The organism is Salinisphaera hydrothermalis C41B8 (assembly GCF_000732535.1).
Taxonomy (GTDB): domain Bacteria; phylum Pseudomonadota; class Gammaproteobacteria; order Nevskiales; family Salinisphaeraceae; genus Salinisphaera; species Salinisphaera hydrothermalis.
Genome location: NZ_APNK01000019.1, coordinates 37,090 through 49,306, shown reverse-complemented (window position 1 = coordinate 49,306; position 12,217 = coordinate 37,090). Strand labels below are relative to the sequence as shown.

Here is a 12,217-nt window from a genome sequence, read left to right as displayed (position 1 = left end):
CGTGGTGCCACGCGTTGTTCGCGCCGGCAATCCGTCTGTCTTATCGCCCTATTATTCTGCGCTGGCCTGCTCGTCGGCAAACCAGTGCGCACGGGCGGCCATGATCAATTCGCCAGCGGCTTTCTCATCGATCTCGACCAGCTCGATGAGCTCGTCGGCGCCGAGTTCGGCCAACTCGTCGCGCGATTTAATGCCTGCCGCGGCCAACTGACCCGCGAACTCTTCGTCGACCCCGTCGACTTCGAGCAGATCCGCATCAAACTCCGCACTACCACCCTCGGCGCTCGAAATTGCCTTGGACAGCAGATAATCGCGGGCGCGGCTGCGAAGCTCGTCGACGATATCCTCGTCGAATTCCTCGATCTCGAGCAGCTCCGCTTCGGGAACGTAGGCGATTTCCTCGGTGGAAGTGAAACCTTCCTGTACGAGGATGACCGCCACTTCGTCATCCACGTCGAGCTGGTCGCGGAACATGGCCTGAAGCTGCTCGCCCTCAGCCTCGCTCTTCGCGTCCGCATCCTCGAGCGTCATGACGTTGAGCTTCCAGCCGGTCAACTCCGATGCCAAGCGGATATTCTGCCCGCCCCGACCGATGGCCTTGGCCAACGATTCCTCGGCAACCGCCAGATCCATACTACCCGAATCTTCGTCGAGGACGATCGATTCCACATCCGCCGGCGCCATGGCGTTGATCACGAACTGCGCCGGATTTTCGTTCCACATGATGATATCGATACGCTCGCCGGCCAGCTCGTTCGATACGCTCTGTACGCGCGATCCGCGCATTCCGACGCAGGCGCCGACCGGGTCAATGCGACGATCCTTGGCCTGTACGGCGATCTTCGCACGTAGCCCCGGATCACGCGACGCACCGCGCAGCTCGATGAGCCCTTGTCCGACTTCGGGAACTTCCAGTTTGAACAACTCGATCAGAAACTCGGGCTTGCTGCGCGACACGAACAATTGCGGGCCGCGTTGCTCGGGCCGTACATCGTACAGATATCCACGCACGCGATCACCCGGACGCATGGGCTCGCGCGGAATCATCTGATCGCGCGGGATAATCGCTTCGGCGTTGCCGCCCAAATCCAGAATGACCGCGCCGCGCTCCATGCGTTTGACCAGCCCGGTAATGAGCTCGCCCACGCGGTGCTTGTAAGCGTCGACGATCTGAGCACGCTCGGCTTCGCGCACTTTCTGCACGATAACCTGCTTGGCCGCCTGCGCGGCGATGCGCCCGAACTCGACCGACTCCATCGGCTCTTCGATATATTCGCCGGCTTCGACTTCGGGATGCGTTTCGCGCGCGGTTTCAAGCGAGATCTCGCGCTCCGGCGCTTCGATGAACACGGGTTCACCGTCTTCACCCTCGGCGCCCGGATCGATCACGAGCCAGCGACGATAGGTTTTGTAATCGCCTGTCTTACGGTCGACATCGACGCGCACGGCAATCTCGCCACCGTGTTTCTTGCGCGTAGCCGAGGCCAGGGCCGCTTCGATCGCCTCGAAGATGATCTCGCGATCGACGCCTTTTTCGTTCGATACCGCTTCGGCGACCAAAAGGACATTTTTATTCATAACACCACCTGAGTGTTTCTCTTACGCCGACCCTTGACGAGCCGTTGCGGGCCAAATCCGTCGCCTTAATCGTCGCTGTCGAATACCGGCTCCAGTCGCGCTTTGGCCATATCGCCAATAGGTAGGTCATATGTGGCGTCATCGCATGCCAACTCAACCACCTCGCCCTTTACGGCGCGAATCTGGCCTTTGAATTTACGCTGCCCTGCTACGGGCGCGAACATGTTGACGCGCGCACGCTCGCCGATGAAGCGCTCGAAATGCGCTGCACTGGCAAGCGGGCGATCCAGCCCGGGCGACGAGACCTCGAGCTGATAACTGTCGCCACGATCGTCGTCGGCCACGTCCAGCGCCGCGCTGACCTCGTGACTTACCGCTTCGCAGTCTTCGATACCGATGCCTTCGGACGAGTCGATATAAAGACGCAATACGGCGTTCTTGCCGGCACCCACCGATTCCAGGTGCCACAACTCATAACCCAGATCGGTTACTACGGGCTCGAGCAGCTTGTGCAGGCGGTGCGGCATAGACGTGATGACTCGGCGATTATGAGTCGCCAACAAAAAAGCCCCACATCGGGGGCTTTTCAATAACCAGTTGTGGTAGCGGGGGCAGGATTCGAACCTGCGACCTTCGGGTTATGAGCCCGACGAGCTGCCAGACTGCTCCACCCCGCACCCGATGAGCGCGAAACTATATCTAGTTGCGGACTAAATTGCAAGGCGAAATTTGCTTCGACTTGCTTTTGAAGCCCGCCCGATTGGCTGTCCAATCGGTCAACGCGAGGCGCAGATTACCATAGACACCGGTAGACGCAAGCCTTTTATTGCGAGTTTATTTCACAAGTGTCGCAAAGCCCGGCATGACGGGCGATGGCGACGTCGGAGCGCCCCTTTGCCGCCAGGCTCATCGCGGTGTCCGCGCCGCCGGCAGCTCCGTTCTCGGATCAATGTCTTCCGGCCCCGTTGCCGTTGATTACGACATCGCGCCGGATACCGCAGAACAAACGCACCTGCTCCGTCTCACGAGACGGCATCGGAACAGGCGTCTTTCGGCTTTCGGGACCTCCTTCCTCTAAGAGGCCACCCGCAGACAATGCAGATCGCCGACCGGGTTTTCGCGGCCTATGGTCTGTTGAGGTTTCGTGGGAGTCCGCGCCAAGCGCAGTTTGGCAGCGAGACGAGGCATAGCGCACGCTGGCGTTCGCGCCATGGGCTCATAGCGCCGCCGACGCTTAACCGCTTCAGCTGCGTAAATCTGCATCGATCCGCGGATCGATGTCTCAAGGAACGAAGCGACACACCTGAAAACCGAATACGTTGCGCGCTCCGTCAGCCAATGAACGCAGATGAAGCAAATGGCGAGCGGGTGTCGACTTGGTTGATGCAGGGCGCCGTTGTGTGTTCCGGACTTCGTTCGGCGAGGAAAACGACTCGCAGATTACACAGATGAGGTTGCGCTTTCGCGATGTAGCGCATTCGAGACGCTAACTGGCGGCAGAGCTAGCGAGAACATCCAAATCCAAAACTCTCGTTGACGACGAAGCGCATTTAGCCGTCCGCGCCACGGCCTGTTTGTTGCCCAAACGCTTAACGGCCATCTGTGTAATCTGCGCAATCGGCGGATACACGTCTTCAGAAACGGAGAGACAGCTCAAAAGGTGCCCGGGACCGTGGCGGTCGAAAAACTCGGTCCGCCATTTGCGCTGTCTGCATTCAGCGGCGGACTACCGACGCGAAATGCCGCCGATCCGGGAACGCCAACGCACCGCCATCGCCCGGACTACGCGGAGATGGACAAAAAAAAGCCGCGCCCTGAAACAGGACACGGCTTTAGATGGTGCCGACGGCCGGACTCGAACCGGCACAGCTCTCGCTACTGCCCCCTCAAGACAGCGTGTCTACCAATTCCACCACGTCGGCAAAATCGTCCCGTGGGCTAGTCGGGGATCTTGGGCCCGTTGTTCTTGCTCTTATCGCTCGATGCGCTGCCAGCCGATCCGGAGGATTGCCCACCCTGAACCTTCTTGGCCTGATCGCCAGCGCCCTTGTTCTCGGTCTGTTGCTGCACCACCGACGCGCCGCTACCGGCGCGCTGGGTCAGCTGATCGGTCACGCTACCGCCGCCAGCGCCAACGCTCGCTCCGTTAACCAGGTACGCCAACGTCAGACTGGTCAACATGAACAACGTGGCCAGCCCCGCGGTAGCACGGCTCATGAAATTGGCCGAGCCCTTGGCGCCGAACACGGTGCCCGAGGCGCCACTGCCGAATGCCGCACCGGCGTCGGCGCCCTTACCGTGCTGTAGCAGAATCAGCGCGATGAGAGCCAACGCGATGACGACCTGCGCAATGACCAGAATCGTATAAACCATGCAACCTAATGTCCGCTCGGCGCGCTAGATAACAGCGCGCGCGATATCGACGAATGAGTCCGCTTTGAGCGATGCCCCGCCGACGAGCGCCCCGTCGACGTCAGCGCCAGCGAAAAGCGCCGACGCATTATCCGGTTTTACGCTGCCGCCGTAAAGTATCGGCAGCGAGTCGGCTATTGTAGCATCCCAATTCGCGATTTGGGACCGCACGAAGGCATGAACCGACTGAGCCTGCTCCGGGGTGGCCGAGCGGCCGGTACCAATGGCCCAGATCGGCTCATAAGCGAGCACCATGGCTTCCAGCGTGCGTCGCTCGCAGCCCCGTGTCAGCGCGCCGATCTGGCGCGCCAGCACATTTTCGGTCTCGTCCGCCTCGCGCTGTTCCAAGGATTCGCCGATGCATACGATCGGCGTCAGACCAGCCGCAATCGCGGCCTCGGCCTTAGCGACCACGATGTCGTCGGTCTCGCCGAACATTTCGCGGCGCTCCGAGTGCCCGACCACGACATAGCGCGCGCCGCACTCAGCCAGCATGCTGCCGTTGATCTCGCCCGTAAACGCGCCCGGATCCACTTCGCTCGACAGATCCTGGGCGCCGGCGGCAACATGCGTCGACTCGAGTGCGCGCGCCAGGCGTTCGACATAAACGAACGGCACGCAGACCGCCAGATCGCAGTCCAGCGACGGCGCGGCCTCCACCAGCGCGCGGCCGAACGCATCGACCTGCCCCACGCTGCCGTTCATTTTCCAGTTACCGGCAATGAATTTGCGACGCGTCATGGTTTCTCCGTCGATAGTGAATCGCGTTTGGATCAGACTGCGGCGCGCTGGTCGACCACGTCGGCCAGACGCCTGGCATGGCGCTCGACCGCCTCGCCATCGCGCCCCTCGACCATCACTCGCAGTAATGGCTCGGTGCCCGAGGGGCGCAATAATACCCGTCCGTCGCCGCCAAGCGTAGCCTCGACTTCGGAAACGGCCTGTGCCACCACATCGTCTTGCATCAGAGCTTCGGCTGCGCCGCGCCCGACGCGTACGTTGATCAGAGTCTGCGGGCATTTTTCCACCGGGGCCACCAGACTCGACAACGGTTCGCCGCGATCACACATTGCGGTCAGCACCTGCAGCGCGGATACGGTTCCGTCACCGGTTGTCGCACGGTCCAGACAGAGCAAATGCCCGGACGATTCGCCGCCGATGATGCCGCCGCGCTCCTGCAGACGTTCGAAGACGTAGCGATCACCGACGCGGGCGCGTTCGAATTCGACACCGCGGGCCTCAAGAGCGAGCGCGAGCCCGAGGTTGCTCATGAGCGTGCCCACCACCGGCCCGCGTAATTCCCCGGCTCTCCGACGCTCTTCGGCGATGACATAGAGCAGCTGGTCACCATCGACCACGGCACCGCTTGCGTCGATCATGATGCAGCGGTCGCCGTCGCCATCGAGCGCAATGCCCGCATCCGCACCGCGACGCCGGACTTCGGCGGCCAGGTTGGCGGGATGCGTCGAACCACACTCCTGGTTGATGTTGAGACCGTCGGGCGTATTGCCGATGACATGCACCGTAGCGCCGAGCTCGCGGAATACCTCCGGCGCGGTCTGGTATGTCGCGCCGTTGGCGCAATCAACCACCAGGCTGAGGCCGCGCAGGCCACCGTTCGCCAGACGTGCGGTGGATTTGCAGAATTCGATATAGCGGCCCGAGGCGCTCTCCACACGCCGTGCGCGCCCGAGCTTGTCCGAGGCGACGCACGCCAGCGGCTCATCGAGCTCGGCCTCGATCTCGGCCTCGAGCGCGTCGTCCAGCTTTTGGCCATGATGGGAAAAGAATTTCACCCCGTTGTCCGCAAACGGGTTGTGCGACGCGCTGATCACGACGCCGGCCAGCGCACGGAACGTGCGTGCGAGATAGGCAATGCCCGGCGTGGCCAGCGGCCCGACCAGCAGCACATCGACGCCGGCTGATGCGAATCCGGCCTCGAGGGCGGATTCGAACATATAACCCGACAGCCGCGTGTCCTTGCCGATAACGACGCAGGGACGCGCGCCGCGCACATCATCGCCCGAGCGTTCGTTGAGCCGTCGCAGTAGAACGCGACCGGCCGCCCACCCCAGGCGCAGTGCAAAATCCGGCGTCATCGGATACTCGCCGACTTCTCCGCGAATACCATCCGTTCCGAAATATTTCTGACCCAAGTCCGTTCTCCCCGTTGCCGTGTCTATCGCGACACGCCTCAACCACCGTGAAGCGGCATCAAACGATAGGCGAGACACACCATCTCGGCTGTCTCGCGCACATCGTGGCAGCGAATAATACCGACGCCCCGTAGCGTCGCCCAGAATGCGGCGCCCAAGCTGCCGTTGATGCGCGAGCCCATATCGTCGCGATCGAATAGATGCGCGAACATCGATTTTCTCGATACGCCCATCAGGACCGGGCAGCCCTCGACGCCGAGCTCATCCACGGCGCGCAGCAGCGCCAGATTGTGTGCCAACGTTTTGCCAAACCCGAATCCGGGATCGACCGTGATGCGATCGAGCGTCATGCCGGCGGCACAACACGCCGCGACACGCTCGGCCAGATAGCTTTTGATCTCGCCGACGACATCGTCGTAAACCGGTTTCGTTTGCATAGTGGCCGGCTCGCCCTGCATGTGCATGACGCAGACGGCCGCGTCGGCGGCGATCGCAGCTTCCAGCGCGCCCGGCCGCGTTAAACCACGAATATCGTTGATCATGTCGGCGCCGGCCGCGCAGACGGCCTCGATTACCTCGGGGTTACTCGTATCCACCGAGATGAAGATATCGCTGCGCGCCCGCAGTGCTTTGACCACGGGCAAAACACGATCCAGTTCGGCCCCGGTCGATACCGGGGAGGCGCCGGGACGCGTCGATTCACCGCCGATATCGATGATCGCGGCGCCCTGCTCGATCATGGCGAGCGCCCGCTCGACCGCGGCGTCGGCCGCCGCATAGAGCCCGCCGTCGGAAAACGAATCGGGCGTAACGTTGAGCACGCCCATGACCGCGGGTGGTTCGAGCGCGACTTGTCTTTGGGCGCCGTTAACGACCCGGCGCGGCGTCTGTCGAGTATTGAAAGCCATGCGCTACCTACAAAAAAGCCGGCGACTTCTACCAGAAGTCGCCGGCTCGTTTCCCAGGTCAGGATTGTCGGTGATGCGCCGGACTCGGCACGCTATCGCCGCCACTTTGCTTGCCGCTGCCGGATTCGCTCGCGCCTTCATCCGTCCCGACGCTCGCACCGGAACCACCATTGCCCGGGCCCGAGGCATCGGAATCGCTCCAGCTCTCCGGCGGACCCGGCTCGTGGCCCTGCATGATCTCGTCGATCTGTTTGCGGTCGATGGTCTCGTACTTCATGAGCGCATCGGCCATCAGATGCAGCTTATCCATGTTGTCTTCAAGGATCTGGCGCGAGCGCTCGTAGCAGCCGTCGATGATCGCGCGGATCTCTTCGTCGATGGCATGCACGGTCTCGTCCGAGATACCGCCGCCCTGGGTCGCGGCCTTGCCGAGGAAGGGCTCGCTGTCCTCGGTGTTGTACGCGATCGGCCCCATGCGATCGGACAGACCCCACTTGGTGACCATGTTGCGGGCGATCTCAGTCACGCGCTCGATATCGTTCGAGGCGCCGGTCGTGACCATGTCCTTGCCGTAGATGATCTCTTCGGCCAGACGACCGCCGTACAGCGAGCAGATCTGGCTGATCAGACGCTGTTTGGAATAACTGTAGCGATCTTCCTCGGGCAGGAACATCGTCACACCGAGGGCACGGCCACGCGGCACGATGGTGACCTTATGCACCGGGTCGTGCTGCGGCACGGACAGACCGATGATGGCATGGCCGGCCTCGTGATAGGCCGTCATGCGCTTGTCGTCCTCGTTCATGATCATGGATTTGCGCTCGGCGCCCATCATGATCTTGTCCTTGGCGCGCTCGAAGTCGTCCTGCGTGACTTCCTGGCGATTCGCGCGGGCGGCGAACAATGCCGCTTCGTTGACCAGGTTCGCCAGATCGGCGCCCGAGAATCCGGGGCAGCCGCGCGCCAGAATGCTCGGCTTGACGTTCTCGTGCACCGGCACATTCTTCATGTGCACCTTGAGGATCTGCTCGCGGCCGCGCACGTCGGGCAGCGGCACCACGACCTGGCGGTCGAAACGGCCCGGGCGTAGCAACGCCGGGTCAAGCACGTCCGGGCGGTTGGTGGCCGCGATGACGATCACGCCTTCGCTGCCCTCGAAACCGTCCATCTCGACCAGCAGCTGGTTAAGCGTCTGCTCACGCTCGTCATGGCCGCCGCCGAGACCAGCACCGCGCTGGCGGCCGACCGCATCGATTTCGTCGATGAAGATGATGCACGGCGCCTGCTTCTTGGCCTGCTCGAACATATCGCGAACACGCGAGGCGCCGACGCCGACGAACATTTCGACGAAATCGGAACCCGAGATCGAGAAGAACGGCACCCCCGCCTCGCCGGCGATCGCCTTGGCCAGCAGCGTTTTGCCGGTACCCGGGGAACCCACCATCAGCACGCCGCGCGGAATCTTACCGCCGACCCGCTGAAACTTGGATGGGTCCGACAGGAACTCGACCAGCTCCTGCACCTCGGACTTGGCTTCCTCAACGCCGGCCACATCGGCAAAGGTCAGCTTGATCTGATCCGCGGCCATCATCTTGGCCTTGGATTTACCGAACGACATGGCGCCACCGCCCTTGCCGCCGCCCTGCATCTGGCGCATGAAATAAATCCACACGCCGATCAGCAGCAGGAACGGGAACCAGGAAATCAGGATCTGCTTGAGGAATGACCCCTGATTCGGCGGCTCGCCCGTGATCTCGACGTTATGATCCAGCAGCGTGCCGATCATCGCCTTGTTGTCGGTTTCCGGGCTGTAGGTATGGAACTTCTGCCCAGAGGTCAGCTGACCCGAGATCTGATGATCCTCGATATGCACCTGAGAGACATTGTCGTTCTTGACCTTCGTCAGAAAGTCCGAATACGCCATGCTCGATCCGGTCGAGCCGGACGGCGCGAAGCTGGAGAACACACTCATCAGCACGAGCGCGATCACCACCCAGAGCAGCAGATTCTTCGCAAGTTCGTTCAAGATTGTCGTCCTCGATCGCCGACCTCGGCGATCGTATTGGTTATTCGTTCGACTCTATGCCGACAGTGTAAACCATCATGTACCTACACTACGCGGTCGACCGATGCGACCGACGCATCGATTCAATCGCCCTGCCAGCCCATACCCAGCAGATACATTTCGCGGCTCGCATCCCGAGAGGCCTTGGGTTTGCGAACCGCGACCCGGGCGAAGCGCGAGCGCATGTCGGACAGCAGCTCGTCGAAACCCTCACCCTGGAAAACCTTGATCAGCAGCGCGCCATCGGGACGCAGTACATCGCTACACAGGGCGAGCGACAGTTCGGCAAGCTGCATCACGGCGGCCTGATCGGCTGCCTTTACGCCGGTTAGATTGGGGGCCATATCGGAAAGTACAAGATCGACCGGCGTGCCATCGAGTTCGGCCATCAGCGCGTCGAGGCCTTCCTGTTCACCAAAATCGACTTGCAGAAACCGGACACCGTCGATCGGGTCCATGGGCAGGCGATCAAGCGCGATCACGCGGGCGTCCGGCTGCTTCCGCCGCACATACTGACTCCAGCCGCCCGGCGCCGCGCCCAAATCGATTACGCAACGAGCGCCGGCAAGCAACCGGTCCTTGTCGTCGACTTCGGCGAGTTTATAAACCGCTCGCGATCGATAATTGTCGGATTGGGCCGCCTTCACGTACGGGTCCGACCGGTGCGCCGCCAACCAGCGTTTGGTGTCGCTTCGCTTGCTCATGGCTTTATACTGCTCGTTTGCTCGTACACGTGGACACCATGCCCGTCGCCCTGGATAAAACGACCCGACTTTCGCTCAAGAAGCAGGCCCATCATCTGAAGCCGATCGTGCAGTCGGGGGCGGCCGGATTGTCCGACGCCGTGCTCGCCGAAATCGACCGGGCGCTGACCGATCACGAACTGGTAAAGGTCAAGCTGGTGGCGGATGACAAGGCCGCGTTCAAGGCGGACGTTGAACAAGCCTGCGAGGCCATGGACGCGGTCTGCGTCCAGCAGATCGGTCGGACTGCCACACTTTATCGGCCGAATCCGGACAAAGGCGACGACTGAGACCGTCGCCGCCTTTCACGTCTTAACGGTAGCGTACCTCGACCACTTCCAGAGTACGCTTGCCGCCGGGCACTTCGACGTCGACGACATCGCCTTCGCTCTTGCCGATCAGCGCCCGCGCGATCGGCGACGCGAACGACAACAGGCCTTTCTTGATATCGGCTTCGTCCTCGCCAACGATCTGATAGGTCAGCTCGTCTCCGGAATCTTCATCGGCCAGGTCCACCGTGGCACCGAAGATGATCCGGCCGTTAGCCTGGGCACCGGCCTTGGCAACATCGACGATCTGGGCGGAAGCGAGCTTTGACTCGACTTCGGCGATCCGGCCTTCGTTGAAGCTTTGTTCTTCTTTGGCGGCGTGGTACTCCGCGTTCTCTTTGAGATCGCCATGCGCGCGCGCTTCCTCGATGGCCGCGACGATACGCGGACGCTCCGTCTTCTTCAGACGTTCGAGTTCTTCGCGCAGCGCTTTCGCACCGCTTTCAGTCAGTGGCGTACGATCCATCAAACCACCTCGGTATGATTCATAGCGTTGAAAACAAAACGGTCGCCCGAGACGGCGACCGTTTCGCGACGTTCGAAAATGGGAGCGCAGGGCGTCGCCCGTACGCGAATGGCACAGGCTAGCAGCGCGCGTGATTCAAGTCGAGACAGCGTGATCGATCCCTTCCGCGGCCACTTCGGCCAGATGATCGATCTGCTCCGGCGAGATCACATAGGGCGGCATAAAGTAGATCGTGTCGCCCAACGGGCGCAGCAACGACTGCCGAGTCAGCCCGTGGCGATAGACACGCAGGCCGCGTCGCTCGCGCCAGTCGAACGGCGTGCGACTGGCCTTGTTCTTGACCATTTCGATGGCCAGCACCATGCCCGTCTGACGTACTTCCGCGACGTTCGGGTGATCGGCCAATGGCGCCGTCGCCTGGGCCATGCGCTCGGACAGTACACGGTTGGCGTTGATCTGGTCGCGCGCGGCGAACTCGTCCAGGGTCGCCAGCGCCGCCGCACAGGCCAACGGGTTGCCCGTATACGAATGCGAGTGCAGAAACGCGGTGAGATTCTCGTATTCGTCGTAGAACGCGTCGTAGATTTCGTTGGTGGTCATCGCCACCGACATCGGTAGATAACCGGCGGTAATGCCTTTCGACAGACACATGAAATCGGGGGTGATGCCGTTGTCGCCGGCCTGCTCGCAGGCGAACAGCGTCCCGGTGCGCCCGAAGCCGGTGGCGATCTCGTCGGCGATCAAATGCACGTTGTAGCGGTCACAGGCTTCGCGCAGCAGCTCGAGATACACCGGATGGTACATGCGCATGTGGCCGGCGCATTGCAGCAGGGGCTCGACAATCACTGCGCAGGTTTCGTGCGCATGCTCGGCCAGGAGCGCCTCCATGTCGGCGAACACCAAACGGCTGTGCTCTTCCCACGACATGCCCGGCTCACGGTGGAAGCAATCCGGCGAACGCGCGGTTAGAGGTTTGAGCAGCAACGGCTCGTAGGTCTTCTTGTAGAGCGAGACATCGCCGACCGCGAGCGCGCCGAGCGTTTCACCGTGATAGCTATTGCTCAGATTGATGAAACGCGTCTTTTCGCCGTGGCCCGTATTACGCCAGTAGTGAAAGCTCATCTTGAGCGCGACTTCCACCGCGGCCGAGCCGTTGTCGGCATAAAAGACCTTGTCGAGGCCCGGCGGCGTGATATCCACCAGGCGCTCGGCCAGCTCGACCGCCGGCTCATGGGTGAACCCGGCCAGCATGACATGCTCGATCGTATCCAGCTGGGTCTTGATGCGGGCGTTGATGGCCGGATTGGCGTGGCCGAAGATATTGACCCACCAGGAACTCACGGCGTCGATATAGCGGTTGCCGTCGAAATCCTCGAGCCAGACGCCCTCGCCGCGCCGCATCGGAATGGGCGGCAGCTGCTGGGTATCCTTCATCTGTGTGCACGGGTGCCACAGCACGTTCAGATCGCGAGCGATCAGATCCTGGTTGGTCATGGCTTACGCTTTATCTGCTGAATGGAATCCGCCGCGCGCGGCGGGCCGGCATTCTAAACACTCTCA

General features: G+C 61.9%; 11 protein-coding genes and 2 tRNA genes. 1 reads left to right on the top strand and 12 read right to left on the bottom strand.

Annotation, left to right across the window (positions count from 1 at the left end; genetic code table 11):
- Nucleotides 1-51 precede the first annotated feature (51 nt).
- The 10 genes from nusA to C41B8_RS12365 all read right to left on the bottom strand — a co-directional run bounded on the left by nusA (nt 52) and on the right by C41B8_RS12365 (nt 9,823).
- Nucleotides 52-1,578 carry a transcription termination factor NusA gene (gene nusA, locus C41B8_RS12410; protein ID WP_037338638.1) on the bottom strand — a complete coding sequence of 509 codons (1,527 nt, stop codon included), beginning with the start codon at nt 1,576-1,578 and terminating at the stop codon, nt 52-54.
- A 65-nt stretch (nt 1,579-1,643) separates the two neighbouring features.
- On the bottom strand, nt 1,644-2,105 hold the full coding sequence (locus C41B8_RS12405) for a ribosome maturation factor RimP (protein ID WP_037338635.1): 462 nt from the start codon (nt 2,103-2,105) through the stop codon (nt 1,644-1,646).
- 73 nt (nt 2,106-2,178) lie between these two features.
- A tRNA-Met gene (locus C41B8_RS12400) sits at nt 2,179-2,255 on the bottom strand.
- Nucleotides 2,256-3,415: 1,160 nt separating this feature from the next.
- Nucleotides 3,416-3,500, bottom strand: a tRNA-Leu gene (locus C41B8_RS12395).
- Nucleotides 3,501-3,516: 16 nt separating this feature from the next.
- On the bottom strand, nt 3,517-3,951 hold the full coding sequence (gene secG, locus C41B8_RS20150; RefSeq protein ID WP_084188925.1) for a preprotein translocase subunit SecG: 435 nt from the start codon (nt 3,949-3,951) through the stop codon (nt 3,517-3,519).
- A 24-nt stretch (nt 3,952-3,975) separates the two neighbouring features.
- Complete coding sequence (tpiA, locus tag C41B8_RS12385; RefSeq protein WP_037338632.1) at nt 3,976-4,731, bottom strand: triose-phosphate isomerase; 756 nt, start codon at nt 4,729-4,731, stop codon at nt 3,976-3,978.
- Nucleotides 4,732-4,763: 32 nt separating this feature from the next.
- Nucleotides 4,764-6,146, bottom strand: a complete 1,383-nt coding sequence (gene glmM, locus C41B8_RS12380; protein ID WP_037338630.1) for a phosphoglucosamine mutase — start codon at nt 6,144-6,146, stop codon at nt 4,764-4,766.
- A gap of 38 nt (nt 6,147-6,184) precedes the next feature.
- Nucleotides 6,185-7,054, bottom strand: coding sequence for a dihydropteroate synthase (gene folP / locus C41B8_RS12375; RefSeq protein WP_232226061.1), 870 nt, complete (start codon nt 7,052-7,054; stop codon nt 6,185-6,187).
- A gap of 58 nt (nt 7,055-7,112) precedes the next feature.
- Nucleotides 7,113-9,080, bottom strand: coding sequence for an ATP-dependent zinc metalloprotease FtsH (gene ftsH / locus C41B8_RS12370; RefSeq protein WP_037338624.1), 1,968 nt, complete (start codon nt 9,078-9,080; stop codon nt 7,113-7,115).
- Between the two features lie 122 nt (nt 9,081-9,202).
- Nucleotides 9,203-9,823: an RlmE family RNA methyltransferase gene (locus C41B8_RS12365; RefSeq protein WP_037338621.1), complete on the bottom strand. Its 621-nt coding sequence runs from the start codon at nt 9,821-9,823 to the stop codon at nt 9,203-9,205.
- Nucleotides 9,824-9,861: 38 nt separating this feature from the next.
- Here C41B8_RS12365 and C41B8_RS12360 point away from each other — a divergent pair, with 38 nt between their 5' ends.
- Nucleotides 9,862-10,152 carry a YhbY family RNA-binding protein gene (locus C41B8_RS12360; RefSeq protein ID WP_051883465.1) on the top strand — a complete coding sequence of 97 codons (291 nt, stop codon included), beginning with the start codon at nt 9,862-9,864 and terminating at the stop codon, nt 10,150-10,152.
- Between the two features lie 22 nt (nt 10,153-10,174).
- On the opposite strand, the gene greA is transcribed toward C41B8_RS12360, so the two are convergent.
- A complete protein-coding gene (greA, locus tag C41B8_RS12355) occupies nt 10,175-10,657 on the bottom strand; it encodes a transcription elongation factor GreA (RefSeq protein ID WP_037338618.1) in 483 nt (160 codons plus the stop codon).
- Between the two features lie 135 nt (nt 10,658-10,792).
- Nucleotides 10,793-12,151 carry an adenosylmethionine--8-amino-7-oxononanoate transaminase gene (locus tag C41B8_RS12350; RefSeq protein WP_037338615.1) on the bottom strand — a complete coding sequence of 453 codons (1,359 nt, stop codon included), beginning with the start codon at nt 12,149-12,151 and terminating at the stop codon, nt 10,793-10,795.
- Nucleotides 12,152-12,217 lie beyond the last annotated feature (66 nt).